The following is a 26464-nucleotide window of genomic DNA, read 5'->3' as shown; positions in this document are numbered from 1 at the left end:
AGTCACTCCCGCTACGACAAGGCGAGACGGCCCAGGTCGGGACCCCGCCGCGCCGCGTCGCGATCCGCCTCGTCCGTCTGCTCGACCTCCCTGGCGATGGCGGACTCGTTCTCAGAGATATAGTTGGTCACGCTGTCGAGCGCCTCGCGCAACTCCTTGGCCCTGGCATTGCTTGCCGACACCCCGGATTGGACCGCCCGCCGCTCCCATACCGACGCCGGCAACGCGAACATGGCCGTGCCGATCGATTTCAATGCGGTGGCGGTCTCTCCAAGCTGGAAACCCACCCGGGGAATCGATTTGCGCAGTTCGGCACGCTGCGAGATCTTCTTGTTGACCGCGGGTCCGCCGGATCCATAGGCCCCCAGCGCGCCCAGCACCGCCAGCAAGGTCGCGGCCACATAGCGCCCCGTGTCCGGCACCGCCTGACCGTCGCCTGCCGCCTTGCTGCGTTCGTTCAGATAACGCATCAGCCCCATCACGATCAACGGCATGTTGCTGCCGCCCACCACCATGGCGAACTGCGAGCCGAACCGCTGCGCGACCTGCGAAATGATGTCGGCCGGCATCCGCAGGCGCACCCAGGCCGTGCGCAGGCTGAGCAGCCAGGGCTTGTCATTGCTGACGGCATCGAGCAGGAGCCGCTTGCTGTCGGTCGACAACGCCAGCCAGTCGTCGTTCTTGATACACGCAAGCTCCTGGCACGCCATGTCGAGGCGCTCGCGCGCGGCGACCAGGGCTTCATACGCCTCGCCGTCGCCGGGACCGATCTGGCGCGCGCTGCCCCGCAACCGGGCATGCTCTTGCGTTTCCGCCGGGGAAAGCGCGGTGCCCGCATCCTGCTTCTCCTGCAGGGCCTGCATGCGGCGGAACCCCGTCACATCCATCTTCAGCATATCGCCCAGTTCCTGCTCGGCATAGGCGCGCTCCAGCTCCAGGCTTTCCTTGAACTGCCCCAGCGACACCGAGACCGGCCCCTTCCATTGGCCCTTCAGATCGCGCAGATCGCCCAGGTCCTCGATCCCCAGCGCATCGGCGGGCTTGTCCCGCGCCTCGGCCTTGAGCAGGCGTGTCGTCGCCAGGGTCGCCATCAACGTCCGGTTCTGCTTGTCGAACTGGTCCGCGGGAGCCGCCAGGAACTGCTGGATCGCCATCACCCCCAGCGTGCCGCCCACCTGGATGTAGCCGCCGACATGCACATTGTGCGTGGCCACCGCGCTGACCTGCGCGGCCAGCGTGACCGCCACCCGCAGCGCGCGCGCGTGGGACTGGCGCAGGGCGTAGTTCAGGTCGATCACATCCTTGCGGACATGGAACTGCCGGTCCACCGTGGCCGCCTGTCCAAGCAGCTCCGTCGCCTCGGCGCCGTCCGACTCGATCTGTGCCACGCGCTCGCTCCATTCGGCGCTGCCGGGCGCGAGCGTCCTGAGCGCCCGTTCGTGCGCCTCCATTTTTTCGTTGGAGGCCACCAGCTTCTTCGCCAACTCCCTCGCCGCCGCCTCGGTCTTCGGGTAGCCGGGTGCCTTCATTTCCGCCGAGCGCGCCGACTGGCCCGCCGCGCGCATGAGCTCCTGGCGCGCCACCAGCACGATCTGCAGGGCCGAATTGACGAACGGCGTGGCCAGCGAAATCGCGGCCTGCGCGCCCAGCGAAACGGCGGCGTAGTGGACCGGACTTTCCCGCAGCCGGTCCTTGGAGACGGTCAGTGTGTAGAGCGACGGCACCGCGGAGGCAAAGGCCATCAGGTGCCCGGCCACGGAATAGAGGCTGCCCGACCCGATCCAGCCTCCTGAAAAACGGCCACCCTCGATCTGCTTGATCTTCGCGTCGTCGACGCCATGGATGGCGAGGTATAACCGCCGCGCCTGGGTCCAGTCGCGCTTGTCCTCCGGCCTGGCCAGTTGGCGCTGCTGTTCCTGGACGAACGCCAGCACCGCGCCATCGTCGATCGTGCGATGCTTCTCCGTGCGCTGGTACGTCTGCAGAATCGTCGTCAGCCTGGTATCGACTTCCGGGACCGTCGGCTCCGCCGCGCCGGCCTCCCCGCTGCCGCGCATTGCCTGCAGCTCCAGCGACGCGGCCTCGCCGCGCCCCGCCTGGGCCGCCGCGCGCAACGCGGGGCTGGGCGGGGTCGACGACAGGCGCACCGACCGCTGCGCCGCTCCAGAAGAAGACGGATCCGCAACCGGTTCCCCGGCCGTCGGTGCGGCACTCGATGGAGTGGGATGATTGATGTGAGTCATGTCACGTTCCTGCTGTCCTAGTTCGCCAGCGGCACGCGCAGGCGATGTTGTTGGTTGCCCGAAGGCTTGTTCTGTCCTTCGAGGAAATAAGTCTGCTGCCAGGACCTGGCCTGGTTCGCGTACTGCGCGAATGCATTGAGCAGACGCTGCGCGTCGATTTCCGCCAGATGGGCACGGCCCATGAGCACGACGCGCGAAGTTTCGAAGTTGACGGCGAAAGTGGGCGCGCCCGTGCCGCACATCAGAAGATTGGCCTCCAGCAGCCGCTGGAGAATATCGGCGCGCTGAGTGGTTTCCGGAACCGCGCCGAAATCGCAGAAGTACACCAGCGTTCCCTGATCGGGCTCGACTCCCTCGATCACGGTGAAGCCTATGCCCTCCACGTCGAGCTGCGCGTTGTCGCGCGGCCCCAGCGGCGTCGTCACCCCTGAAAGAACCGCCAACTCCTGCAAAAGCGTCGTGAAGGTCTGACCCTCGGGTCGGTTGAATGCGTTCATGTGCGTAGGGGTCCGATCGAGTTGGGCCCGCGGAACGCGGGCGGGCATCTCAAGGCGGCAACGGCTGTCGCCACCCACATCGGTAAGTGATGGCAGGTAGGGCTTGGTTCCACGGCCCGACGGAACCGGCTGCCGATTTCGTCCTACTCATGGGAGCGGATGACGAGCTACCTCGGCATCCGCGCAGTACCCCCCGCCGGCTACAGCGATGCGACACGCCACGACGCGATTTTTCTCATGACGCGCAGGTGTGGCCCGCTCCTGTCGACCCATCCGGCCCTCCAGACAACCGAAAAGCATTCAAGGTTTTTGACATGACCACCCCTCCCCTGAGCACCTCCCTCTCCACCGACGCCCTGGCGGCAGCACTGCATGACGCCGCCAACACGCAGGTCGCCCGGCAAGGCCAGCGAACCGCGCCGGCCCCCACCACCACCGGCGGCACTCCGCGCATGGGCAGCAGCGCCAACACACGCGCCGGCGAGCTGCGCGACATGAGCGTGCTGAACAAGATCCTGCGTGGTATCACCGGCCGCAGCGCCGAACTCGCGGAAAGCAACTACAACCTGCTGCGGCAGCGCCTTCAAGCCGGATTCAGCCACATCATGGCCGGCTACGGCGTGGCCGACATGGTCAAGGACGTCAAGCTGGAGAACAACCTGTCCACCCAGGAAAAACAGGACTCGGCGGCGGTCGCGCGCCTGGCCGACCTCTCGGCCCGCCCCATGCCGGCCAACGTCAAGCGCGGCGAGTTCGGCGTGGCCCCGCTGGACATCATGCCTTACGTCGATCCCAAGACGAAGAAGTTCGCCGCCACCATCCTGGAGATGAACGGCTCCGGCTACGGCAACATCACCACGATGGAAGCCGGCATGCTGGACAAGACCATGAAGGCGATGGGCGACGTCGCCCACGTGCTCGAAAGCGAACCCAATGCATTGTTCGTCGTCGCCTGCTCCGGCCGGGAAGATCCGCCGGCATTCGGGCAAAGCAAGAAGATCCATGAAAAGCTGATGATCGCCAACGCCATCGATACGGCCATCCGCCAACATCACCTTGAAGGCCAGCTGGCCGAGGCCATGACCGAGAACGGCGGCGCCTCTCCCGGCGCGCCGAGCGGCGGCGCCCGGATCATCGGCCTGGACAGCTTCGACGCCGATGCCCTGGAGCGCAATGACAAGGGCGAGGTCGTCATCGAGAACAGCGTGGCCAAGGAAAAGCCGGGCCGCGACAAGGACGGCATTGCCAATCTGAACAAGATCCTGTCGGAGCAAGGCGACTGGAACAATCCCAAGGAGCCCGCCATCGTCGTCGGCTACACCGCGCAACTGGCCAAGGCCATCCAGATCGGCGATGACGGCGCTCCCTACCTGAACGGCCGCAAGGTCAACGTCATCAACAACGACCGCCTGATACTGAACATCAACTCCCTGAACGAAGCGCAGGGCAAGAAGCTCGACACCGACCAGTTCATCGCCAGCAACGCTTCCTACTTGCCGGCCGCGTCGAAAGGCCATGCCTACGCCTTCGCCAACCAATACAACAAGCAGCCGGAAGTTGCCGCGGAGTTTCCGCAGTTCTCCCGCCCCATCGTCAACGAACAAGCGCACAGTGTCGAGGAGATCCACACGAAGGTCCTGGACCTGCTCAAGGAAGGCAAGCGCGCGATCATCAAGCCGCACGGCACCGGGCACGGCGACGGCATCCGCGCTTTCGACATGCCGGAACTGGCTGACCCGGCGAAGATCCTTGCCGAGATCGAAGAATCGCTGGCCCAGGTCAAGGGCACGTACGGCGATCGCGGCGGCCTGCCCTACACCATCTCGGAATACCTGACCGCGGCGCGTATCGACCAGCCCGGCCATCCGCTGCATACGATGAAGTACGAACTGCGCATCCCCGTCCTGGCCGACGTCACGGATCCGGAACAACGCCTGCTCAAGGCCACCCACGGCGCCATCATCAAGATCGACGGCGGCTCGAAACTGCGCGAAGGCGAGAGCGGGGATTTCTCCAAGAGTTTTGCCAGCGTATCGGCACAGGTCCTGGCAACCGGCCTGTCCGCCGACAACTTCATGAAACCGCTGTCCGATCCCGAAACGCTGAAACTGCTGAACCTGACCGAGGATGACATCGCGCCGCTGCTGAAATGGGCAACCGGCTATGTCGCGCACACCCTGGAAAACATCGACCAGGCCGAGACCATTCTCGACAAGAAATGATCCGGATGCCCGCGGCTCCCACGCATCGATGATCGACAGGAACGCCGCCGTCTTGGAAACGGTGGCGTTTTTTCAAGCAACACGTATCGAAAAGGCAATGAACATGCCACACAGCCCTCGTCTCAGCACCGACTTCAGTCCCGCCGACATGGCGCGGGCACTGGAAGATGCGATGCAGACCCCGGCCCCCACGCGGATCGACAAGCAAGTCCCGTCCGTTCCCTGGGGTCCGACACTGCAATTCGACACCACCCATGTCTACCCCGCCCTGTCCGAATCACTGGAACGAACCGCGACCCTGGGCAGTTCGGTCAGCGCCGACAGCGCCGCCCGCGCCCGCGTCACCACGTCCGGCATTCCCGACCACAAGGCGCCGCTGCCCAAGCTGCGCTATTTCGCCCCCGTGGGGGTCGCCGGCGGGATGGGTCCCCTGGCCACCGTCGACCTCCAGAAGAAGCTCTTCGAGGCCGGCGAACGCAAGCTCAATGAATTGGCCGCGCAAACCGGCCGGCAGGTGACCGACCAGGACCACATGGGCGTCATCAGCTTCAACCTGGGCCACATGATCCAGGACCGCACCGCCTACATCAAATCCTTCAAGGGCGATCCCGACGACCCCCAGGCCGTGCGCGAGCACCTGCTCAAGGACGTCGCCGAGAATCCCTTCTGGGGCGCGCTGCATGTCTGCATGGCGCTCAAGAACGCGGGCGCGCACGTCATCATGTTTCCCTGCAACACCTTCCACGCCTGGTTCGACCTCCTCGCGGAGCACGTCAAGCTGCCCATGCTGCATATCGCCGAAGCCACCGTGCTGTCGCTGCAGCAAGCCAAGGACGAACTGCCCGAGAATCCGCAAATCGGCCTGATCGCCACCACCGGCACCGTCGACAGCAGGCTGTACCAGGCCGCGGGCGAACGCATGGAGAAATTCGGCGGCCCCAAGATCACCTGGCGCCATCCGACGCCCGGCACCCAGGACAAGGCCATGCGGGGGATCTACGATGGCGTCAAGGCCGGCGACATGCCGCTGGGCGCAGCCCTGCTCAACGAAGTCGTCCTGGAACTCATCAAAGATGGCGTCCATGCCTTCGTCGACGGCTGTACCGAAGTCCATCCCGCCATTGGAGACATCACCTATCCGGTGCCCCAGGTCGATGCCGCCACCGCACTGGCCGAAACCGCCGTCCGCCTTTCCATGGTCCTGGCGAGACTCGAACGCAAGTTCTCGTAGCCCCGAACGGCGGCCGGCCGCGTGGCCGGCCCATACACCAGCAAGGAAGAAAAATGACCTCCCCTGACACAAACCACGCTTTCAAACAGAAGTACGAAACGCTGATCCATGCCTTCTGCAAGCTGTGCGGCATCGAAGGCGAAGCCGACAGCATCATCAAAGGCGGTCCGCTGGCCGTGAACGACGTGGCGCTTTCCCTCAGCCACAACGCCGAGATCAGTCCGCATACGGTGCTGGTGTACTGCGATTTCGGCGAGGTGGAAGAAGGACGCGAAGCCGAAGCCTATCGCGCGCTGCTCGAGGCCAACATGGTGATGTACTCGGCCAACGGCCCCATGTACACGGTATCCCCGCTGACGGGGCGCGTCGTGTTCGCCAACAACTATCCGCTGGAAGCGCTCGACGCCCGATCCCTGCGCAACGCGCTGGCGCGCCTGGCCAGCATGGCGCAGGCCTGGACCAAATCGCAGTTCCTGCAAACCCCCCCCCTGCGCGCCAGGGCCTTGCAGGCCGGCAATCTCATGCAGCGCCAGTTCGGCAGCGCGCCGTTGGAATCGGATCCGGACTTCGATGCCTAGGAACCGGTCGGTTCACGCGCCCATGAAAAAAGCCGTCCAGCCTGGGGCCGGACGGCTTTTCATGGCGACGATGCCCAGCGCCGGAAAGAGGCCTTACAGGGCAATATGCCCGACCTCATCCCGGATGACGATCTCGGTGCCATAGGCGCGGGACAATCGCTGCAGGCGCTCCAGAATGCGCAGGGCGTCTTCCCCCCGGGCCAGACGCGGAATGCCGCGGTCCGCATCCCGCGCGCCTGCCCAGTGCATCTCGATGGGATGCAGCTCGACCCGGGCGAGTTCGCCCTTGCCGCGATAGTGGTTCACCGCTACCACGCTTTCGTACCAGATCTGTTCCTTGAACACGCCATGCACGCGGCGGTGCTCCATGAACTCTGCCTCGGTCATGGACATGGGCTCGACCTTGTCCTTCTCGTACTCGTCGCGCGTGATCGGCTGCTGCTGGTTCTCCATGAAGAAGAAATTGCCGAGCGAATAGTAGATCGGCCGCCCCCGGTAGATCTCGATGCCGCGCAATTGGTGCGGACCGTGCCCGATGAAGGCATCCGCGCCGTTGTCGATGGCCTGCCGGGCGATCGTCGGCATGAAGTCCGGCGGCGTCTGGCAATAGTTGCCCGGCTCGTGGGTGTGCATGGAGACGATCGAGAAATCCGAGGTCTGCTTGGCCTGCCGGATATTGTGCAGGATTCCCTTGCGGTCCCGTTCATCCATGCTGAAGGTGAACTCGACCGCGTCCTCGCCCAGCCCGTCACGGGCGCGGTACTTCACGTCGAACAGCGTGACGGTGCCGTTCTTGCGGTCCGCCTCCAGGATGGACCGGCGCATCATGCCCTTGGGCAGCGCATCGCGGATACCCGCCAGCACCTTGAGGCGCTCCGGCGACACCAGCACGAACCGCGTGGTGCGCAAGGCATTCAGGCCGGGACGGCCGGGGATCTGCCCCAGCGGGTCGATGGCGCGCGCGTTGGCCTCGAAGCGCGACGCCAGCGCCACCAGCGACACCCGTCCCGCCCCCGTGGCGAGGAAAGACGGTGCGCGCGCCTGCGATAGCGACTCGCCCGTGCCAGCGTGGACCACCCCGGCCCGCTCGAACAGCATGGACGTGTAGCGCATGCCTTCCACGCCCCAATCGGTGGAATGGTTGTTCGCCAGGCTGACCAGACCGAAGCCCATTTTCCCGAGATCGGCCGGGACCGCCGGCGCGCTGACCAGCCAGGAGCCGCCGGACAGCGCCGATGGATAGCCGCCGAACTTGCGCAAGTCGATGGCGGTACCCTCGAAATTGCCGAACGCGACATCGGCGCCCCGGATCAAGGCAAGCAGGTCGGGCGCGGCCTGCTCCAGGCGCGCGCACAGCGCATCGGACAGGATCAGGTCGCCGACCGCCGCCACCGTGAATCCGTCGCGCACGTTGGCCGACATCCAGGACGGCGCCAAGGCCCCTTCCTCGTGCGGCAGCGCCCCCGTGGCATGTTCTTCCTGCGTCATTCGCACTTTCCTCAATCCTGGGCCGGCGCGCCGGGGATGCCATCCCAGCAGGCACGCGCCAGCCTGCCCAGCGTATTGAATGCCGAGACATACCCGGGCATGCCGTCGGGCATGGTCACTGGCACCTGATCGGTATAGCCGGTAATGATGAACAAAGGATGGCCGTCGCGGAACACGATGCCGCCATCCATGCGCCCGCGCTTGCCGGTCCCGCCCTTGTGGGCCACCTTGGCATCGGCCGGCAGCAGCGAAGCGATCTTGGTCCGCAGCTTCTGCCAGCTCAGCACGTCGATGGCGAATGCGCACTGCTCCACGGAGCAGCCCATCCTGCGTGCCACCGCCGGATCCGTGCTGCCCTGCAGGATCAGATCGTACAACAGGCCCTGGTCGCAGGCGCTGGTGACGGTGACTTCGTCGAGCCGGTGGTCGGCGCGCATGTCCGGCCGTGGCACCGAGGTCCGATGCACCGTGTCCTGCATGCCGAGCGCATGGCAGAAATCATTGACCTCGTCCAGGCCGATACGCTCCATCACCATGCGCGTGCACACGTTGTCGCTGACGATGATCATCTGCACCAGGGCATCGCGCAGCGTAATGGTGAAGCCCGGCGTCAAGAACTTGAACGTCCCGGAAACCACGCCCTCGCGCAGGCGCTCCTCATACAAGATGGGCTCGCTCAGGTCCAGCCTGCCGCGGTTCACCTCGCGCAACACCGCCATCATGATCGCGACCTTGCGGGTGCTGCCCGTGGGGAAGGCGACATGCCCGCCGCGGTCGGCCTCTTCGCCCGTGACCAGGTTCTTCACGTACCAGGAGGTGGCATACGGCTGCTCATCGCAGATGGCGTTCAAACGCACCACAAGTGCTTTCATTCGACATTCCTATCACAATCGGATCGTTCTACGGGTCCACCCGCGCCGGTGCCAGGGCCTGTCCACGCGACATCCCCGCCCGCGCCCAAGGCATGGGCCCTAGTCCAGCCGTTCCGTCACATACGTCGCCAGCTCTTCCAGGAACGCGCCGATATCGCGCCGCAGCACGTCGAACCCTTCGGTCTTCTCGAAGGCCTGCTCGTCCATGTAGACCCGGCGGTTGATCTCGACCTGCACACTGTGGCGCCCCTGCTCCGGCGCGCCGTAGTTGGCGATGATGTAGCCGCCCTGGTAGGGCGTGTTGACCTGCACGCGGTATCCCTTGGACACGAAACGCGCCGCGACCCATTCGGTGAATTCCGGCGCGGCCGCGGCGCCGTTGCGATCGCTCACGACGATATCCGGCCGCGCCGCCCCGTCGTCGACGTTCATCGCGTTGCCCACCGATTTCATCGAATGGCAATCGATGTGCCAGACCCGGCCGAACCGCGCATGGGCCGCATCGAGCCTGGCCTTGAGCACCCCGTGATACGGCAGATAATACTGCTCCAGGCGGTGCCGGATCTCCCGTGCGCCCAGCCTGCCCGCATACATGGGTACGCCCGGCAGGGCATTGAGCCGGATCAGCCCCATTCCGCGGCGGCACGCGGCGGAAGGCGACAGCGGCGTGGGCCAGGGCTCGTCAAGGAGGCTGTCGTCGATATCGTCGGGCGCCCGGTTGGGATCGATGTAGGCGCGCGGGAACTGCGCCGCCAGCAGCGGCACGCCCAGTTGGGGTGCCGCATCCCACAGTTCCTCGATGAAGGCGTCCCAGGTGGTCTTGAGCGCTTGCAAAGGCGCGACGATGCCGCTGTTGGGGGGATAGGCCGTGCCGCTGTGCGGGGAGTCGACCACGATGGGAAGCAGGCTGTCCATGAGACTGGGCCGGGTCAGCGCATAGACCCGATTGGTGGACCTGATCATTGCATTTCTTGAAACGTGAGTGGGTGGGAATTGACCGCATCGTTGAGATGACACGCGGACCAGTGTCCGTCCTCCAGCTCCACCAGCGCCGGCCGCTCGCTGGAGCAGCGCGCCATGGCGCGTGGACAGCGCGGATGAAAGGCGCAGCCCGTGGGAGGATGGAGCGGACTCGGCAGTTCGCCCTGGATGGGACGGTGCTCGACGACCTTGGCGTTCAGGCGCGGCGCATCGGCGATGAGGGCCTGGGTATAGGGATGATTGGGACGGCTGAACACGGAGCGCGTATCCGCCAGCTCGACGATGCGGCCCAGGTACATGATGGCGACACGGTCGGCGATATATTCCACCACCGCCAGGTTGTGGCTGATGAAGAGATAGGTCAGCCCCTTGGACGCGCGCAGATCCATGAACAGATTGAGGATCTGTGCCTGCACCGACACGTCCAGGGCCGACACGGCCTCGTCGCAGACCACGAACTTCGGATCGAGGGCCAGGGCGCGGGCGATCGCGATACGCTGCCGCTGCCCCCCCGAGAACTGGTGCGGATAGCGGCTGGCGTAGCTCGGATCGAGGCCGACCTGCGCAAGCAGCGAGGCGACGAAGGCAGGCGCCTGCTTCTTTTCCACCAGGCCGTGGTAGACGGCCGCCTCGCTGATGACCCGGTCGATGCGCTGGCGCGGATTGAGCGATGCATAAGGGTTCTGGAAAACCATCTGGATGTTCAGATGCGTGTCCACCGTGGGCCGGGTCATGTCCTGGCCGTTGAACGACAGGCTGCCGCTGGTGGCCGGCAGCAGGCCCGCGATCATCCTTCCCACGGTCGACTTCCCACAGCCCGACTCGCCGACCAGGCCCAGGACCTCTCCACTCTTCACGCTGAGCGAGACATCGCTCACCGCGTGAACCTTCTGCTGTTCCTTCGCCGGCAGCCCCAGTTTTCCCGCCACGCGCGACAAGCTGCCTTGCTTGTAACTGAAGCTCTTGCTGAGATGGGTGGTTTGCAGCATGGTAGTCATGATCAGCCCAGGGGATGAAAACATCGATGGTCCCGGCGGCCGTCCGTGACGACCGGCGGTATCTGATTGCATATGCGTCCGGCCCGCGAGCAGCGAGGCGCGAACGAGCAGCCCGCCGGCAACGCCAGCAAGGGGGGCGTCGCCCCGGGGATCGAGTACAGGCGCCGGCCATGGTTCTCGGCATGCGGCAGCGAATCGATCAACCCCCGGGTGTACGGGTGCTGCGGGTCGGCGATCACCTCGTCCACCGGACCGCGCTCGATGATGCGCCCGGCATACATCACGCACAGGTCGTCGGCCAGGTCCTTGACCACGCTGATGTCATGCGTGATCCAGATCAGCGCGGTACCGCTCTCGCGCGCCAGGTTCTGCATTTCGTACAGGATCTGGGCCTGGATGGTGACGTCCAGCGCGGTCGTGGGCTCGTCGGCAATGATGAGGTCCGGATTGTTGATGATGGCGTTTGCGATCGCCACGCGCTGCCTCATCCCGCCCGAAAGCTCGTGCGGGTAGGACTTCATGCGTTCGCGCGGCGCCGGAATGCCCACGCGCTTCAGGGCCTGGTACACCCTTTCATCGATGTCGGCACGCGTCGCCTTCGTATGGATGGCGACGGTTTCAGCCAGTTGCGAACCGATCTTCATGACCGGGTTCAGCGACATCATGGGATCCTGGAACACCATCGCCATGCGCGTGCCACGCAGTTCGCTCCATCGCCGCGCCGAGGCGCCGCGCAACTCTTCGCCATCGAACAGGATCTGCCCACCCGCCACCTTGCCCGGCGGGTCGATCAGGTTCATCAGCGAGAACGCCGTCACCGACTTTCCAGAACCGGACTCGCCCACGATGCCCAGCACCTTGCCGCGCTCCAGCGTGAACGAGACGTTGTCGAGAGCCCGGGCCACGCCTTCTTCGGTGTGGAACTCGGTGACCAGGTCGTTTACTTCCAGCAGTGCCATGATGTCGCCTCAGGAATCGAGCTTGGGGTTGAGCGCCACACGCAGGCGATCTCCGACCAGGCTGACCGAGACGACCAGCAGCACCAGCGCGACGCCGGGAAAGACACTGATCCAGTACTGGTTGGAGAGCATGTAGTCAAAACCGTTGGAGATGAGCAGCCCCAGCGACGGCTGGGTTTGCGGCAGGCCGATGCCGAGGAAGCTCATGGTGGCCTCGAGCGTGATGGCATTGGCCATCTGGTTGGTGGTGGTCACGATGAGCGGCGCCATGCAGTTCGGCAGCACGTGGCGGAACATGATCCGCCGCGCCGGCAGCCCCTGGCCAAGCGCCGCCTCGATGTATTCCTTGCCCCGCTCGACCAGGGCGGCGCCACGGACGTTGCGCGCGAAGATCGCCCATTGGACCAGCACCAGTGCCATCAGGGTCTTGTCCACCCCCTGGCCGAGCACCGCCAGCAGGATCAGTGCCACCAGGATGGTCGGCAGGCTGAGCTGCACGTCGACCACCCGCATGATGACGGCGTCGACCCTGCCACCGAAGTGGGCGGCCAGCAGCCCCATGAAGGTGCCGATCCCGAGCGCGGCCAGCGCGCTGATCACGCCTATGCCCAGGCTGATGCGCAGGCCGTAGAAAATGGCGCTCAACATGTCGCGGCCGGCGCCGTCCGTCCCCAGCAGATAGAGCGTCCGACCATCGGCGCTGGACTCCCCGGGCCGGCGCTCGGCCTCCATGATCGACACTTTCGTCAGGTCGTAGGGATCCTGGGGCGCGATCACGGGAGCGAATATCGCGATCAGGGTGATCAGCAGCAGCAGGATCGCCGCGCCCGTTCCGACCCGGCTTTTCAGATAGCGGCGCGCCAACAGGCGCATCGGATGCTCGGGCGCCGCCAGTGGCGGCTCCCCCCGCTCCGGCGGGATGGCTTTGGCGTCGATATCATTCATCATCATCTTGGTCCGGCGGTGTAGCCCGCCCCGTTTCAATACAGCCTGGTTCATCTTTCCGGTCATCCCGCTCAAGCGGCCTTCGTACGCAGCCTGGGGTCCAGCACCAGGTAGAGCATGTCGACCACGAAATTGATGATCACGAACAACAACAGCGCGACCATCAGATAGGCCACCACCACGGGGCGGTCCAGTTGCAGGACGGAGTCGATGATCAGCTTGCCCATGCCGGGCCAGGCGAAGATGGTTTCGGTGATCAGGGAAAAGGCGATCAGGTGGCCGAACTCGATGCCCATCGCGGTGACGACGGGGATCAGCACGTTCGGCAGGATATGGCGCGTCATCAGGCGCGTCGGCCCGACCCCCTTGGCCCGCGCGAACTTGACATACTCCTGGACCGCCACCTCGCGGGTGCCCGCTTCGGTGATACGCATGATCAGCGCAATGTTGTTCAGGGCAAGCGTACAGGCGGGAAGCAGCATGAACTTGAGGCCGTCCCAGGTCAGGAAGCTCACCTGTATGCCCAGCAGCGAGGTCGTTTCACCGCGCCCGCCCGACGGCAGCCAGCCGAGGTTGACGGAGAACACCAGGATCAGGATCAGGCCCAGCCAGAACACCGGCATGGTGACCCCGAATATCGAGAAGCTCATCGCGAACTTGTGGAGCCGGCTGCCGGGCCGCAACCCCGCCCACAGGCCCAGCGGGACACCCACCAGCGCCGTGAGCAGCAGCGCCATGGTGGCGAGCTCGAACGTGGCCGGCATGCGTTCGAAAATGAGTCCGACGGCGGGACGATTGAACACGAACGAGTTGCCCAGGTCGCCCCGCAGTGCGTTGCCCAGGAAGCGCACGTACTGCTCGTGGACCGGCAAGTCCAGGCCAAGCTCCTGGGACGCGAGCTGGATTTCCTCGTGCGAGGCATCGGGCGCCACCAGCAAATGGATGGGATCTCCCACCAGGTTGATGCCGACGAACGCCAGCACCGACATCACGAATATCACCAGCACGCTTTGCAGTGCCCGCTGCATCATCATTTCAAACATCGTTGCACTCCGCTTCCTTCTTGCGGCCTGTCAGCCCCGTAGCCACCGGGCCCGCGACAGGCTCGTTCCATCGCTTCGTTTCATTGCACTACGTGCAACGCTGTATCATCAAACGATACTCTATCTCACTTATCGACACGATGTCAAAGAAAATCTGAATATTTCGCGCCGCCCCCGGAGAGGGAAAAGGCCGAAAAAAAGCGACGCCACGAGTGACGTCGCAAATACTCACCGCTGCCTGGAGAACAGCTGCACTGCTTGTCCGCCACGAGTGGAAGCGAGACCCGGACTCCTCCACCGTGGCGTCTTCTTATTTGGAACGAATATCCATGGCCATCGTGAATCCGTCCGCGCGGGGGGTCAGCGTGAAATTCTTCTTCATGGCCCAGGATGCATTCAGATGCAGCAAGGGAATGATGGCGCCGTCATTCAAGGCCAGCGATGCCGCCTTTTTCTGCAGATCCTCGCGTGTCTTGTTGTCCGGCGTGGCGGCCGCCGTGTCGATCAGTTCATCGACTTCCTTGTTGCCATACCGGCCATAGTTGCTCGCACCGGTCATGGCGGGCTTGTTGAACGAGTGAATGGTGGAGACCAGGCCCGTCAGGGAGTCGCCCGTGACGGCCCCGTTGCCGACCAGGAACACGCTGAATTCAGGCTCGCCATTCGGGCCGCCACCGAATGCGCGGGTCTGGAACACCGCGTAGGGCATCGCGGACACATCGGTCTTGACGCCAATCTGGCTGAACGACTGCGCCACGGCCTCGCACAGCCTGGCATCGTTGATGTAGCGGTTGTTCGGGCAATGGATGGTGAGCTGGAACCCGGACGGATAGCCGGCTTCCGCCAGCAGGGCCTTCGCTTTCGCCTGGTCGTGCGGCGGCAGCTTGAGATTGGCGTCATAGCCGAAGAAGCCCTTCGGAACCAGTTGCTCGGATGCCGTCGCGTCGCTCTTCATCAGGAACTTGATGATGCCGTCGCGATTGACGGCGGACATCAAGGCCTGCCGGACCTTCACGTTCTTCAGCGGATTGTTCGCCAGCGGCGCGCCATCCGGCCCCTTCACAAAGGGCGAGCTGTCGCGTGCCTGGTCCAGCGCCAGATAGTTGAGCATGTAGGAGGTCACCGACGTGACCTGGTAGTTCTTGAACGCGTCCCCCATGTTGGAAGCGAAGTCATTGATCAGGTCGACGGAACCCGACAGCAGCGCGGCGGCGCGCGCGGGCTCGCGCGGGATGAACTGGAACGTGACGGTATCCCACGGCTCCTTCGCCCCCCAGTAGTCGGCGTTCTTGCTCAGAACCAGCCTCTGGCCGTGCGCCCAGCTCGTGAATTTGTAGGGACCGCTGCCGATGGCCGACTTGCCGGTGGCAAAGCTGTCTTCACTGACGTTCTCGCCCAGGGACCTGGGAAGGATGCCTATCAGGCCGACGTTCTCGGGCAGCGTCGGGCTGACGCGCTTGCTCTTGATCTGGACGGTCAACGGCGCGGTGACCGACACCGAGTCCACATCCCTGAGATAGGAGCGGTAGGTACGCGGCCCGGTCAGTTGCATGGCCCGCTCGATGGAGTACTTCACGTCCTCGGCCGCCATCGTTTCGCCGTTCTGGAACTTCACGTCCGGACGCAGCTTGAACTCCCAGGTGGTCGGATTGACCAGGCTCCAGGAAAGCGCAAGGCTGGGCTTGGGCCGCAGGTTGTGATCCTGGGCCACCAGCGTCTCGTAGACGTGCGCCCACAAGTTGCGATTGGCGCCATTCAGCACATGTGGATCGGCAGAAGTGACTTCCGACTTGAACCCTATTTTCAGGTCGGCGGCATTCGCCGCCCCACCCGCACCCAGGAATCCGGCCAGACACAGCAGGCCCAGCCTTCTTCTTGCAACGTCCCACATAGCTTCACCTCTCGATTCGTTTCACTAGAAAAGACAATATATTGGCGGCCGACACGGGTCAAGAACTCGATTTCCCGGACGGCCGCCGGGCGGAAGCCCCTCCCTCGATCACAGGAAAAAAGGGAGAAAAAGCGGTACTCGCGGATCAGAAGCGGTGCAGGACGCCCGCCATCATGGCCATCTGGGAGTTGTCCACCCCCGGCGCGCCGTTGGCGGTCAGGCCGGGGCTGTACATATCCGACGCCTTCATCACGCCGGCCATGCCGTACAGCAGCGTGCGCCGCGTCAGGTTGTAGTCCGCCCCCGCGGCAAGCACGGTCAGCTTGCCGGAGTTGCTGGCGCCGATGAAGTCATAGCGCGAATGGATGACGGCCCCCTTCAGCAGCCATTGCCCCAGCTTGTAGTCCACGCCGAGGTCGAAAACGTTGGCTTTGCGGTTGTTGATGCCCCCGGCGGTGAACGCGGCGCTGCCCGCGCTGGCGGAGAAGATGGTGGCGAAGTTCGGCGCCGCACCCGACGACGCATTCACCAACGGCTGCGAGACGTGCGAGTACTGGCCCCGCAGCAGCGCATCGCCCAGCTTGTAGCTGGCACCCACCACGATGACTTTCAGGCAGGTATCGCCGCTGCTGCCCAAGGCGGCGGTGTTGCAACCCGCGCCGCTGGTCGCGCCATCGTCGCTGCTGCTGTTGGACGCGGGGGTGGTACCTGCCGCTGCCACGACATTGCCCTTGTGCGACTGCCAGTAGGCGGCACCGATGGCGAACGGCCCGTTCTTGTAGGTGCCGCCGAATCCGAACGCCCGTCCGTTCCGGAAGTCGCCCGCCCGCTCGCCGAAGGCATAGGCCAGGTTGCCCTGGAAGCCGTTCCACTCCGGGGTCAGGTAGAAGGCCATGTTGTTGCCGCGTGACCCGGTGGCGCGATCCAGGTTGTTGGCATGCGCCTTCGCCGTGAACGGCAGCATGCGGGTCGTCGTGGCGAACTGGACCGCGATGATGTCGGTGTAGTCCTTGCGACGGCCCAGCTCGATCGTGCCCGCCGAACCGGTCAGCCCGATCGTGGTGCGGCGGCCGAAGGTCGCCCCGCCCTGGCCGGAGGCACCGTTGTCGATGGTCAGGCCGCCTTCGAGCACGAAGTTGGCCTTGAGGCCACCGCCCAGGTCCTCGGTTCCGCGCATACCAAACCGGGATTGGGTGTACTGGCCCGAGTCCACCCCCCAACGGCTACCGGTCTGGCGCGCGCTGGCAGGCGTTAACCCAATCTTGTTCACATAGCCCACCCCACCCGTGACCACCCCATAAAGCGTGACATTGTTCTGAGCATGCGCGGCCCCCGCCGCCCCCAGACACAGCACCAATAATGCCGACTTCTTCATGTACTTCTCCCTTTTTTCGTCAGCCATCCGGCCCCTGGCCGTAGGTCTTTCGGTCGAACTCAAGTCGTTTCGATGTGCAATCCTCTGTAACGACTGACGACATCTTATTTGCGTGCTTCGCAAGCGTCAACATGTTTCTTATATCGATATAGTGTTTTATTAGATGAGACATTTGCGAACCATCGTGGGGCGGAGAAAGGAAATTCCACTCGGATATTGTGCGCAGGCGCACCGTGAAAATGCACGCCACACAAGGCTCCGCACCAAATCGGCCCACTCCCGGAGCCCGTATTTGCGGCAATGCGAAAGCCATAGAGATCCGCGCCAAAGAAGGCGGAAAAAGAAAAACCCCCGGCATGGACCGAGGGTTTGTCAGTAGTTCCGGCAACCGCCAGGCTGCCCGGGATATCGGGAAAGGCTATCCGCCCTGATAGCCGAGCGAGGCTGAAAACCGCGCGGCGGCGAACTTGATGATGTCGACATACTTGCCCAGCTTGTTCCTGGGCACGCGCGTGACCGGCGCCGTCATCGACAGCGAGGCGATGACCGAACCGCTGGCATCGCGGATGGGGGCGGCCACCGCCACCATGTCGTCGCTTTTTTCGAGCAGGGAGGTGCTGTAGCCTTCGGCCAGGATTTTCTTCAATTCGCGCCTGAGCTCGGTGCGCTTGACGATGGTGTTGGGCGTGAAACGTTCCAGCTTGCCGCTCAACACGCCTTCCTGGATGTCCTCTGGCGCGTGCGCCAGCAGCAGCTTGCCCGATGCGCCCACGAACAACGGCCGGCGGTCCCCCAACTGACTGTGCACGCGCAGCGCGTGCGGAGCATCCCACCAGGCCACGCAGACCGTCTCGGCGCCGTCGCGGATGCGCACCAGCACGCTCTCGTTGCATTCCCGCCCGATGGGTTCGAGGATGTCCTTGGCCACGCTGATCAGGCTCAGCTGCGCCTGCGCCGCGCTGCCTATGATGAGCGCCCGATACCCCAGGCTGTAGGTGGCCATGGGGGTCTGCCTGCGCACCAGCCCGCTTTCCTCCAGCGTGGTCAACAAGCGGAACGCGCGGGCCTTCGTATTGCCCGACAGCCGCGCCAGTTCGGTCACGCCCTTCCCGCCTTCTTCGGCCACCAGGAAAAGCAACTCGATCGCCTTGCTTACCGCATCGACGGTGTAACTCATGGATATTCCCTTTGGCTGCCCGCCTCGGCCAGCCTCGAACGCCGGAAACGGCGCGGATTCATTCATGATACATCGTTTTGCTTGAGGAAACAACGGACCGGAGCACCTTGGACTTCTCTTCATCCCCGGCAGCCGCCCATCCAGCGGATAGCAGACGCTCACAATCGATGGCCGCGCGCGCCGCATCTCGCCATGCCGGCTTCATCAATCACGAATTTGATGAGTATGCGCGGCGGTTTTCCTCTACTATATCCACTCGCCGGCCAACGGCCCGGTGGCTTCGTTTCCCACCACCCTGGTCGCCCGCACGGCACGGCATGCCACGTGCAGCAGCAGGTGTCATGACTCCGGCCACGCCCATCGAATGAACATTGCATGCTATATCCGCAACCCCACCGTCTATGACCAGGTAAGAGGCGCACTGGTCGGGGCGGGCTTCCATCCCACGCGGTTCGATTCGGAAGTCACGCTGCTGCGCACCTTGAAGCGCCAGCCCTTTGATTTCGTCATCATCGACATCGGCGGCGACGTGGAAGACGGCATTTTCTTTTGGCTGGGCATGCGCAGCGGCGACCACACCCCCGCGCTGATTCTCTCGCCCGCCTGCGGCGGGGGCGTCGCGGCCCATGCGCTGGACAGCGGCGCCGATGACTTCCTGCGCCGCCCGTTCGATGCCGTCGAATTGATCGCGCGCATCCATGCCGTCAGGCGCCGCTGCGCGCCGCAGAAACCCCGGCGGATGATCGAGTACGCGGGCTTTCAACTGGACCGCGATGCCGGCAGGTTCACCTACCAGGGCGACGCCATTGCGCTGACGCCGCGCGAGTTCAGCATGGCCTGGCTGTTCTTTTCATCGCCGGGTGTCTACATCTCGCGCGAGACACTGGGCTCGGTCATCTGGAGCGCGGGCAGCGAGATCGCGGGGCGCACGATCGAACAGCATGTCTACAAGCTGCGCAGGAAGCTGCAGGTCGACGGCCGCCAGGTGGTCGTGATACGCACCGCCTACAACCAGGGCTACCGGCTCGACCCGGTCGGCGGCAGTACCGCTGAAGACCTTCCGCTCGACTATAGGGAAGCTTGATCCGTTCCAGACGGATCCCCCGGAAGCTACCGTGCGATATCGGCAGGAAGCGCCCGATCTTTACCTGTTTATTTTTTCCGCCCGGTATTGACGCAAAAAAAAACCGCGTCATATAGTGACCCGACGCGCTTGGCAGTACCCGCGTACGCAAGCCGCTTCTACCCGGAAGAGGCCCACAGCGCCTCATAACCAGTCTCACCGATAGCTAGGCATGCCGCGTGCCCCCGCCGCAGCATGCCGCAGAACCGTGGCTGCTCGCTTCATGGCGCCACGACTCCAGCCTCCCGCCCGGCGACGACGGTGCGGCCATGCAGCGGCAGCAGGAAACAGACGGACCACATGATGAACGCAGGGACACGGCACTCTTGCATCGACGTCGAGATGCGCATCCACGGCGGCGACCGGATCGGATGGGTCTGGCTGGACAGGACATCCGACGCGAACGCGATCGACCGCGACACGGCCCACGCGCTGACACGCACAGTCGGCCGCCTGGCCAGGAGCGGCGAAGCCAGGGCGATCGTACTCGCGGCCAAGGGGGACATTTTTTCCTGTGGCACCGAGATCGGCTGGCTGCGCGACCAGGCCAGCGCTCCCCTCAACACCGCCATGGCAGACATGCGCAAACTCGCGCAGATGCTACAGACGCTGGCCGAGTGCGGGGTTCCCACCATCGCTCGCGTACAGGGCCTGGCGATGGGCATGGCCGTGGGCCTGGCGGCCGCCTGCGACATCTGCGTCGCCGCCGAAGATGCGGTATTCCATATCACCGACAGCCGGGTGGGCATGCTGCCTACCGTGATCAGCCCCTATCTGGTGCGTGCGATCGGCGAGCGGCAATGCCGCCGCTACTTCCAGACCACCGAAGGTTTCGGTGCCGCACGCGCCCGTGAGCTGGGGCTGGCCCACGAGGTCGTGCCGCGCTCCGAACTCGATCGGCATATCGAGTCCCTGATCACGTCCCTGCTTGCCTGTGACCCGATGTCGCAAGCCTCGGCCTCGAGCCTGATCCGCCTGCTTGCCGTCCAGGCACCGAGACAGGACAGCGCCGAGGCGCTGCTGCGGGCCGGTGCCAAGCTGCGCGCCCGCCCTTCCCTGGACACCCGGCCGTCCCCCTTGCCCGCCGTCCACTTGCCCCCCGAGCCGTTTTTCGACAGCTTGCCGCAAGAGATCGGATGACACGCGGGCATCGGGTCAACGGCGGTCGGCGGGCGGGTCGGCAAGGAAGTCATCCATCGCCCCCGCCGCATGCGGCTCTTGCAGGAATTCCGTCAACCGCCCCTGCAAGGCCGCCTGGCGGGCACCGTACTTGTAGCCCGCGGCCGCCTCGGCCGCCCCATGCCTTGCCCCGGCGGCGAGATGCCGGTCTTCGTGGCCATCCTTGACGCTGGCCCGCCAGTATGCGGTCATGCCCGCCCCGCCATGCATATGGATGGACGCGAGCGTTCCGGTATTGGCGACCCCCACGACAAACCGCATCATGCGTCCCGCCCGGGGGGCCGGCGGCGCCCCGCCCTCCCCCTCGACCTGGCCGGCGGCTTGCGCCTTGCCGCGGTAGTAAGCGTCGATACGGCGCTCCAGCATGCGCGTCTGCGGCGGCTTGACGCCATGCTGGACATCCCGCACCAGGTAGCCATGCTCAGCCTGGGTATCCAGGCGCTGCTGCGCCGAGGCCCGCTGCGCATCGACCGCCAGGCCAAAGGCGGCATTCAGGGCGCTCCTGCCCTGTAGCGACGACCGCAGCATGTCGCGCGCGCCGGTCGCGCGCTCGGCCGAGGCCGCCATGCGGGCGCGCGACCCCTCGTCCAGCAACTTGCTGTTCGACAGCCCCCGCGCGGCCGCCCCCTGGACATACCGGGCGGCCGCTTCCACCCCGACCAGCGCGTGCTGCGCGGTACTGCGCGCGGCGGCGGCCGCTCCACTCGACCCACGGTCGTACGCGGCGCTGACCGACGACGCCACCATCCGCGCCAGCAAGGGGGGACGATCCGCATTGATACGGATGCGGTGGCCATCGACGGACGAAACCAGGTACTGGCTTTGCTCCCGATCCAGCCCGGTCTTGGACAGGCTCCCCGTGGCCTCGGTGTACCCACGATCGCGCAACGCGGCCCGCTGGTATTCATTGGCGATCGGCACGGCATCGTCGAGCTTGCCCTGGCGCGCCGCGACCGACAGCTCCTGCTTGGCAGCCAGCCGGTCGTCCTTGATTTCCAGGTCGTGAACCCTGGCGTCCAGGCGATCCCGCCTACCCACGGACTTCTCGTCCGTTCCCGCCGAGGCGGCCTCCTGCCCCATCTTTTCGATCCGGGCACGTGCGCTGTCGAGCTGGCGGGTATTGATGGACCGCCTCAGCCCCAGGTCGAAGGCGCGCACCGCATTGACGAAGCCGGCGGCGCGCGGATGGCCGCTGCGCGCGAGCATGTTGGTCAGCTTGTCGTTGACACCGGGCCTGAAGTCGGCCCGTTTCGCGGTGACCACACCGGTGTGGTCGTCCGGCCGATACAGGTAGCCCGCCTGGATGTCCGGCGGATTGTTGATTCTGCTCATCTTCGCCGTCCTACGCCAGCGACGCTTCGAGAAAATGGTCGGTGCGCCAGTCCTTGGCCTGGCCGGCCAGCTTTTGCAGGATCCCGATCAGTTGGTTCGCCCTGACGTCGGCCAGCCGGCATTGGTAGCCGAAGGTCACGCGCTTGTCCGGCCCCAGCATGAAAGCGGGGGAACTGGCGCCGTAGACGATCATGTTCGTTTCCAGCAGCGCTTCGTAGACGTCCAGCAACCGCTCTTCGGGCGGAACGCCGAAGTCGCAGTACAGCATCACATGCTCGGGGGCATATTCCTCGTCGTACTGGAAGATGAAGTCGACGCCGTCGACCTCGACGGCATGCCCCTCTGCCAGTTGCGCCGGCTGGTCGAGCCGAGCCAGCGCGCAGAACTCGTTGACGAGATCGATGAAGCGGTTTCTGGACATGGGTGCCCCTTCTTGTCTAGGTTACCCATGAGTACCGAGCGACGCGGGACAGGTTCCCCGCGACGGGCAAGCTTGAGGATTCTCAGCGTTTCGCGCTGTTGAGCATCTCGTGCAGTTCCAGCCGGTTGTACGCCACGCGCAGCGCGTCGCGCGCCGAGACGCTTTTCCTTTGCACCAGTTGCACCAGGACTTCGTTCAGGCTGCGCGACATGTTGTCTTCCTTGCGCTTCATGAAGTCGCCCACCATCGGCAGTTTGTCGGGATCGGCGATGAACGAGGCGATCTGCTGGTTGTTGTTGAAGACCATTTCGCTGGCCATCACATGATGCTCGCCGTCCTCGGAGGGCAGCAGGCTCTGGAAGACCACGCCGACCAGGGTCTCGGCCAGGGTGGCCGCGCGCTGCGCGCGCTGGTCCTGCGGAAAGAAGCCCAGCAGCTTGCTGATGGCGCGCACCGCGTTGCTGGTATGCAGCGTGGCCAGCACCAGGTGCCCGGACTCGCCCGCGTGCAGCACCGTGGCGGCGGTATCGAAATCGCGGATTTCCCCCACCATCAGCACGTCGGGCTTCTGCCGCAGCGCCTCGCGCAGGCCCGACGAGAAGCTGGGCGTATCGGTCGGCACTTCCTTCTGCGAGACCATCGACAGCTTGCGCCGCAGCTCGTACTCGATGGGTTCCTCGATGGTGATGATGTGCCCGTGCCGCGTGGCATTGATGTGGTCCAGCATGGAAGCGATGGTGGTGGTCTTGCCCGCCCCCGTCGGCCCGGTCACCAGGATGATGCCCTTGGTGGCCTCCAGCACGGTCTTCACGTAGGCGGGCAGCCCGGTGCGTTCAAGCGGCAGCGGCTGGAGCGGGAAGCGGCGGATGGACACCGCCACCTTGCTGCCGCGCGCCATGCGGTAGACATTGCAGCGCAGGCGCCATTCGCCCAGCACCAGGGGCCGGTCTATCGCACCGTCGATGATCTTGTCTTCCCAGTCCTCGTCGATGGCGGACAACAGGGGCGCCAGGTAGTCGATCGACACCGGGACGTCATTGGCCGGCGTCCACCCGCGCGGCGTCTTGAGCATGAGCGGCTGGTCCTGCTCGATGTGCACGTCCGAGAACGTCTGCGAGGAATTGACCAGGGCGAGCAATTCCTGTTGGATATCGCGGGTGAAGAAATGCTCGTTGGACATTCAGCCACCTGAAATGTAAGCACTTTTTTTCGTGAAAGGAGGGAAATGCACGCCTTGCCGGTTCTTCCTGAAATGTCCGATGGTTCACATTCCATGCACCAATGTGCCACGGTGCCATTGGAGGAAATGGCAGCCCGCGGGCCGGTTCGACGGCGGCATCTTGCGGAGGAAGTCTACTATACATGCCAGGACCGCTGGGAATACTCAACAAAGCTCACTGGACCGATTTGTCCATGCGGCACGGCAGGTTAAAGCCACTCCCGGCAATGTCCCAGCATTGCGAATGTGTGACGCGCCGGCGGTCATTGGGATGCCTGTTCGAGGATCTCCCTCGGTATATTCTTGTACACCTTTTGTGCGTACCTGACACGCAGTTGTGGATTGCGGGCGTTGTAGGCGCCCACCGCCTCCCACGTCACGCCCATGCGCTGCATGTTCTGCGCCAGGATCCACGCCCCTACCTGGAGGTTGACGCAGGGATCCTTCAATTTCTCCTCGCTGACCCCGTGCTTGCGCAACGTCGGCAGCCAGCTGCTGTTGATCTGCATCAGGCCGATGTCGTAGGAGCCGTTCTTGTTGCCTTTGTTGATGGCGTTGGGATTCAGGTTGGATTCAGTCTTGGCAATGGCATAAAGCAGGTGCACATTGATGCCATACCATGAGGCGACCTCATGCCAGCACGCCTGCGCCGGCGAGCTGGCCAGGCAGGCCAGGGCCAGCGCGGCGGACCGTAGCAGCGGGCCGGCGCGGCGGCGGTAACGTTCAAGGCGTATAGGTTCCATTGGCGTATCTCATCGTGCTGTCCGCACCGCAAATCAGCGGTACGCGGTTGGCGTCCGTCACGACCGTTCCGTGCGGATACCTGATGCGCACGGCGTCATCGAAGGGATCGGAAGCTAGATAGTTGCAGGGCTGTCCGGGCACGAAGGAATTGGTGCCGATGGTAATGGCCGGGGTCGATGCCCAGCGGTTCACCTGCAAGCCCTGGGTGATCACATCGCGGCTGGCAGTGACATCTTGCCCGGCCTGGATATCGACCGTGGCGCGGATGTTGCGAGCGGCAAATACGTCGCGGGCGATCACGTCATGGCCTGCCACCAGGTCCAGCCCGGCGCCGACCGATCCGTCCGCGGTGATGTTGCCCACGGCATGGATGTTGCCTCCGGCCCGGATGTTCTGGGTCGTGGTGACATTGGCCGCGGTCAGCGCCGCCGGCACGTTCATGTTGCCGTTCTGGTCCACCGCCAGCGCCACCCAGGCGCTGCCATTGAAGGTGAAGGCGCGCGACAGGCCGGTCACCATGCGCACGTCTCCGGCCAGGTTGCCCGAGGACGGCAGGCCGGCATAGGTGGCGACCGGCTCTTTCCACTGCGAAGGCGACGACCAGACCCCGCTGCCGCCGCAGGTCAGGATGACGCGGGTGGCGGAATCGATGGCCATGCCCGCCTCGGCCACGCCCGCGGCGTTCAGGCAGGACGAACCCATCGTCACCAGCGCGGCGCCGCCCATGCGGACCGGCGTGTTCATGCGATTGAGCTCGGGCCGGCCGGGCACCGCGTTGCGGTAGAGAAAGTCCGCGCCGAACTGGTCCGGGCCGTCGTGGAACAGGTTGGAGGCCAGGCGGCCGCCGTCGCCCGCGCCGCCGTTCAGCGCGGCGGTGCCGCCGCAGGTGGCCGAACGAAAACTGGCGGTGCTGCTGCTCCAGGTGGAACCCCTGGCTGTCGCGGTGGCGCGGATGCTGATGTAGCCGCCTCCGGGTCCGGCATTGGCGGCGACCACGGCCAGGATGCCATCGGGAATCTGCTGACCGCCACGCGTGACCGCCAGCGCGTCGAACCGGTCCGGATTGCCGGCGGGATCGGGCCGGCGGATCAGCACGCACGGCGTCTGTCCATAGATATTCTCGGTGGCGAAACCCGCGGGCAGGAACCGGCCCGTGACCAGTTGGGGGACCCCGACGGCCACCAGCGACCCGGCGGCCGGCAGCGCGGCCTGGAGACTGGCGCTGTTGGCCGCGATGTATTTCTGGCCGGCCGCCGCGACCTGGGACTGATGGTGCGAGGCCTGCTGCCCTTTCATGTCTTCCAGCGACGTCTCCACCATCGCGGCAAGCCCCAGCAGCAGCACCGCGCCGATGGCCAGCGCGCCGAGGATTTCCAGCAGGGCGACACCTTGCTGGCGGGGGTGCCGGGCAACCGCGCGGCGCGGCATCTTGGTCGGTATCTTGGTCATTTTGTCATCGCGATCCAGACAGGCGCGCCGTCCGGTATCGACCTTCCTGAAAGAACGGAAATCGGGATGCCGGTATTGCCATGGACCGGCGACTGCAAGGTGGGTGATGCGCGCTCATAGATACCCAGCAGCACCGAATGGCGGGCCAGTTGCGCCAGTTCGCCCGCCAGGTTCCTGTCCGGCACGGCCAGCGCGTAGACGTAGATCACGCCATTGGCGTCGCGGTAGTTGCTCCAGGCCAGCGCGCCCGCCTGTTGGTACAGGCGGCTCCAGGCCGGCAGGTGGCCGCCGCTTTTCAGCGTGGCAGCCGCCACGCTCGTCCCCCGCAGGTCGTTCACGCTGAAGTAGTCGATCACGGCCTGGCGGTAGATGCCCATCTCGGCGGCATCGCTGGCGGCCAGGCTACCCTGGGCGGCGTCCAGCGACTGGAGATTCCGGGTGGCGTAGACCCCCGCCAGCGAGATCAGGACGACCAGCACGGCGACATTCCACATACG

23 protein-coding genes are annotated in these 26464 nt (G+C 64.9%); 5 read left to right on the top strand and 18 right to left on the bottom strand.

Annotated features, from left to right (window positions below; all coding sequences use genetic code 11):
- Window positions 1-11 precede the first annotated feature (11 nt).
- Window positions 12-2243, bottom strand: coding sequence for a hypothetical protein (locus AC1Q6E_RS25475; RefSeq protein ID WP_152792831.1), 2232 nt, complete (start codon window positions 2241-2243; stop codon window positions 12-14).
- 17 nt (window positions 2244-2260) lie between these two features.
- Window positions 2261-2740 carry a CesT family type III secretion system chaperone gene (locus tag AC1Q6E_RS25470; protein ID WP_152792832.1) on the bottom strand — a complete coding sequence of 160 codons (480 nt, stop codon included), beginning with the start codon at window positions 2738-2740 and terminating at the stop codon, window positions 2261-2263.
- Window positions 2741-3054: 314 nt separating this feature from the next.
- On the opposite strand from AC1Q6E_RS25470, the gene AC1Q6E_RS25465 reads away from it, so the two are divergent.
- The 3 genes from AC1Q6E_RS25465 (at window position 3055) to AC1Q6E_RS25455 (ending at window position 6771) form a co-directional block, all read left to right on the top strand.
- Complete coding sequence (locus AC1Q6E_RS25465; protein WP_492573784.1) at window positions 3055-4962, top strand: hypothetical protein; 1908 nt, start codon at window positions 3055-3057, stop codon at window positions 4960-4962.
- A 103-nt stretch (window positions 4963-5065) separates the two neighbouring features.
- Window positions 5066-6193, top strand: coding sequence for an aspartate/glutamate racemase family protein (locus tag AC1Q6E_RS25460; RefSeq protein WP_492573783.1), 1128 nt, complete (start codon window positions 5066-5068; stop codon window positions 6191-6193).
- Between the two features lie 53 nt (window positions 6194-6246).
- Entirely contained in the window at window positions 6247-6771 is a 525-nt protein-coding gene (locus tag AC1Q6E_RS25455) for a CesT family type III secretion system chaperone (RefSeq protein ID WP_492573782.1), read from the top strand.
- A gap of 93 nt (window positions 6772-6864) precedes the next feature.
- Here AC1Q6E_RS25455 and AC1Q6E_RS25450 read toward each other — a convergent pair whose 3' ends face one another.
- The 10 genes from AC1Q6E_RS25450 to AC1Q6E_RS25405 form a co-directional block, all read right to left on the bottom strand.
- Complete coding sequence (locus AC1Q6E_RS25450; protein ID WP_152792835.1) at window positions 6865-8259, bottom strand: CapA family protein; 1395 nt, start codon at window positions 8257-8259, stop codon at window positions 6865-6867.
- A gap of 11 nt (window positions 8260-8270) precedes the next feature.
- Window positions 8271-9131 (bottom strand): serine hydrolase, encoded by an 861-nt coding sequence (locus AC1Q6E_RS25445; protein WP_152792836.1) that lies wholly within the window; start codon window positions 9129-9131, stop codon window positions 8271-8273.
- A 99-nt stretch (window positions 9132-9230) separates the two neighbouring features.
- Window positions 9231-10094, bottom strand: coding sequence for an N-formylglutamate amidohydrolase (locus tag AC1Q6E_RS25440; protein WP_152792837.1), 864 nt, complete (start codon window positions 10092-10094; stop codon window positions 9231-9233).
- Window positions 10091-11110 (bottom strand): oligopeptide/dipeptide ABC transporter ATP-binding protein, encoded by a 1020-nt coding sequence (locus AC1Q6E_RS25435; RefSeq protein ID WP_152792838.1) that lies wholly within the window; start codon window positions 11108-11110, stop codon window positions 10091-10093. The genes AC1Q6E_RS25440 and AC1Q6E_RS25435 overlap by 4 nt, the downstream gene beginning before the upstream one ends.
- A gap of 2 nt (window positions 11111-11112) precedes the next feature.
- Window positions 11113-12069, bottom strand: a complete 957-nt coding sequence (locus tag AC1Q6E_RS25430; RefSeq protein WP_152792839.1) for an ABC transporter ATP-binding protein — start codon at window positions 12067-12069, stop codon at window positions 11113-11115.
- Between the two features lie 9 nt (window positions 12070-12078).
- Window positions 12079-13017 (bottom strand): ABC transporter permease, encoded by a 939-nt coding sequence (locus AC1Q6E_RS25425; protein WP_492573800.1) that lies wholly within the window; start codon window positions 13015-13017, stop codon window positions 12079-12081.
- A gap of 68 nt (window positions 13018-13085) precedes the next feature.
- Entirely contained in the window at window positions 13086-14057 is a 972-nt protein-coding gene (locus AC1Q6E_RS25420) for an ABC transporter permease (protein ID WP_296555993.1), read from the bottom strand.
- 310 nt (window positions 14058-14367) lie between these two features.
- Entirely contained in the window at window positions 14368-15948 is a 1581-nt protein-coding gene (locus AC1Q6E_RS25415; RefSeq protein WP_296555992.1) for an ABC transporter substrate-binding protein, read from the bottom strand.
- Between the two features lie 145 nt (window positions 15949-16093).
- Window positions 16094-17323, bottom strand: coding sequence for a porin (locus AC1Q6E_RS25410; protein ID WP_152792843.1), 1230 nt, complete (start codon window positions 17321-17323; stop codon window positions 16094-16096).
- Between the two features lie 418 nt (window positions 17324-17741).
- On the bottom strand, window positions 17742-18500 hold the full coding sequence (locus AC1Q6E_RS25405; RefSeq protein WP_152792844.1) for an IclR family transcriptional regulator: 759 nt from the start codon (window positions 18498-18500) through the stop codon (window positions 17742-17744).
- A gap of 364 nt (window positions 18501-18864) precedes the next feature.
- Here AC1Q6E_RS25405 and AC1Q6E_RS25400 point away from each other — a divergent pair, with 364 nt between their 5' ends.
- On the top strand, window positions 18865-19584 hold the full coding sequence (locus AC1Q6E_RS25400) for a response regulator transcription factor (RefSeq protein ID WP_152792845.1): 720 nt from the start codon (window positions 18865-18867) through the stop codon (window positions 19582-19584).
- Between the two features lie 339 nt (window positions 19585-19923).
- Window positions 19924-20763 carry an enoyl-CoA hydratase-related protein gene (locus tag AC1Q6E_RS25395; protein ID WP_492573781.1) on the top strand — a complete coding sequence of 280 codons (840 nt, stop codon included), beginning with the start codon at window positions 19924-19926 and terminating at the stop codon, window positions 20761-20763.
- A gap of 15 nt (window positions 20764-20778) precedes the next feature.
- Here the strand turns inward: AC1Q6E_RS25395 and AC1Q6E_RS25390 are convergent, their stop codons facing one another.
- The 6 genes from AC1Q6E_RS25390 to pilM all read right to left on the bottom strand — a co-directional run bounded on the left by AC1Q6E_RS25390 (window position 20779) and on the right by pilM (window position 26461).
- Window positions 20779-22134: a hypothetical protein gene (locus tag AC1Q6E_RS25390; RefSeq protein WP_492573780.1), complete on the bottom strand. Its 1356-nt coding sequence runs from the start codon at window positions 22132-22134 to the stop codon at window positions 20779-20781.
- Between the two features lie 10 nt (window positions 22135-22144).
- Window positions 22145-22555, bottom strand: coding sequence for a CesT family type III secretion system chaperone (locus AC1Q6E_RS25385; protein WP_152792848.1), 411 nt, complete (start codon window positions 22553-22555; stop codon window positions 22145-22147).
- 82 nt (window positions 22556-22637) lie between these two features.
- Window positions 22638-23735 (bottom strand): type IV pilus twitching motility protein PilT, encoded by a 1098-nt coding sequence (locus AC1Q6E_RS25380; protein WP_152792849.1) that lies wholly within the window; start codon window positions 23733-23735, stop codon window positions 22638-22640.
- Window positions 23736-24037: 302 nt separating this feature from the next.
- Entirely contained in the window at window positions 24038-24517 is a 480-nt protein-coding gene (locus tag AC1Q6E_RS25375) for a lytic transglycosylase domain-containing protein (RefSeq protein WP_152792850.1), read from the bottom strand.
- A complete protein-coding gene (pilV, locus tag AC1Q6E_RS25370; protein WP_492573779.1) occupies window positions 24498-25967 on the bottom strand; it encodes a shufflon system plasmid conjugative transfer pilus tip adhesin PilV in 1470 nt (489 codons plus the stop codon). Before pilV ends, AC1Q6E_RS25375 begins: the two co-directional genes overlap by 20 nt.
- A complete protein-coding gene (gene pilM, locus AC1Q6E_RS25365) occupies window positions 25964-26461 on the bottom strand; it encodes a type IV pilus biogenesis protein PilM (protein WP_152792852.1) in 498 nt (165 codons plus the stop codon). Before pilM ends, pilV begins: the two co-directional genes overlap by 4 nt.
- Between the last annotated feature and the right edge of the window lie 3 nt (window positions 26462-26464).

This window comes from Pigmentiphaga sp. MLSB6-MA01 (genome assembly GCF_058793475.1).
Note: the sequence above shows the minus strand (reverse complement) of the source record. Positions and strands in the feature narration are given on the sequence as shown.

Coding starts and splice junctions, on each gene's coding strand:
- AC1Q6E_RS25475 (WP_152792831.1), bottom strand. CDS start 2,243: ATGACTCACATCAATCATCCCACTCCATCGAGTGCCGCACCGACGGCC.
- AC1Q6E_RS25470 (WP_152792832.1), bottom strand. CDS start 2,740: ATGAACGCATTCAACCGACCCGAGGGTCAGACCTTCACGACGCTTTTG.
- AC1Q6E_RS25465 (WP_492573784.1), top strand. CDS start 3,055: ATGACCACCCCTCCCCTGAGCACCTCCCTCTCCACCGACGCCCTGGCG.
- AC1Q6E_RS25460 (WP_492573783.1), top strand. CDS start 5,066: ATGCCACACAGCCCTCGTCTCAGCACCGACTTCAGTCCCGCCGACATG.
- AC1Q6E_RS25455 (WP_492573782.1), top strand. CDS start 6,247: ATGACCTCCCCTGACACAAACCACGCTTTCAAACAGAAGTACGAAACG.
- AC1Q6E_RS25450 (WP_152792835.1), bottom strand. CDS start 8,259: ATGACGCAGGAAGAACATGCCACGGGGGCGCTGCCGCACGAGGAAGGG.
- AC1Q6E_RS25445 (WP_152792836.1), bottom strand. CDS start 9,131: ATGAAAGCACTTGTGGTGCGTTTGAACGCCATCTGCGATGAGCAGCCG.
- AC1Q6E_RS25440 (WP_152792837.1), bottom strand. CDS start 10,094: ATGATCAGGTCCACCAATCGGGTCTATGCGCTGACCCGGCCCAGTCTC.
- AC1Q6E_RS25435 (WP_152792838.1), bottom strand. CDS start 11,110: ATGACTACCATGCTGCAAACCACCCATCTCAGCAAGAGCTTCAGTTAC.
- AC1Q6E_RS25430 (WP_152792839.1), bottom strand. CDS start 12,069: ATGGCACTGCTGGAAGTAAACGACCTGGTCACCGAGTTCCACACCGAA.
- AC1Q6E_RS25425 (WP_492573800.1), bottom strand. CDS start 13,017: ATGATGAATGATATCGACGCCAAAGCCATCCCGCCGGAGCGGGGGGAG.
- AC1Q6E_RS25420 (WP_296555993.1), bottom strand. CDS start 14,057: ATGTTTGAAATGATGATGCAGCGGGCACTGCAAAGCGTGCTGGTGATA.
- AC1Q6E_RS25415 (WP_296555992.1), bottom strand. CDS start 15,948: ATGTGGGACGTTGCAAGAAGAAGGCTGGGCCTGCTGTGTCTGGCCGGA.
- AC1Q6E_RS25410 (WP_152792843.1), bottom strand. CDS start 17,323: ATGAAGAAGTCGGCATTATTGGTGCTGTGTCTGGGGGCGGCGGGGGCC.
- AC1Q6E_RS25405 (WP_152792844.1), bottom strand. CDS start 18,500: ATGAGTTACACCGTCGATGCGGTAAGCAAGGCGATCGAGTTGCTTTTC.
- AC1Q6E_RS25400 (WP_152792845.1), top strand. CDS start 18,865: ATGAACATTGCATGCTATATCCGCAACCCCACCGTCTATGACCAGGTA.
- AC1Q6E_RS25395 (WP_492573781.1), top strand. CDS start 19,924: ATGATGAACGCAGGGACACGGCACTCTTGCATCGACGTCGAGATGCGC.
- AC1Q6E_RS25390 (WP_492573780.1), bottom strand. CDS start 22,134: ATGAGCAGAATCAACAATCCGCCGGACATCCAGGCGGGCTACCTGTAT.
- AC1Q6E_RS25385 (WP_152792848.1), bottom strand. CDS start 22,555: ATGTCCAGAAACCGCTTCATCGATCTCGTCAACGAGTTCTGCGCGCTG.
- AC1Q6E_RS25380 (WP_152792849.1), bottom strand. CDS start 23,735: ATGTCCAACGAGCATTTCTTCACCCGCGATATCCAACAGGAATTGCTC.
- AC1Q6E_RS25375 (WP_152792850.1), bottom strand. CDS start 24,517: ATGGAACCTATACGCCTTGAACGTTACCGCCGCCGCGCCGGCCCGCTG.
- pilV (WP_492573779.1), bottom strand. CDS start 25,967: ATGACCAAGATACCGACCAAGATGCCGCGCCGCGCGGTTGCCCGGCAC.
- pilM (WP_152792852.1), bottom strand. CDS start 26,461: ATGTGGAATGTCGCCGTGCTGGTCGTCCTGATCTCGCTGGCGGGGGTC.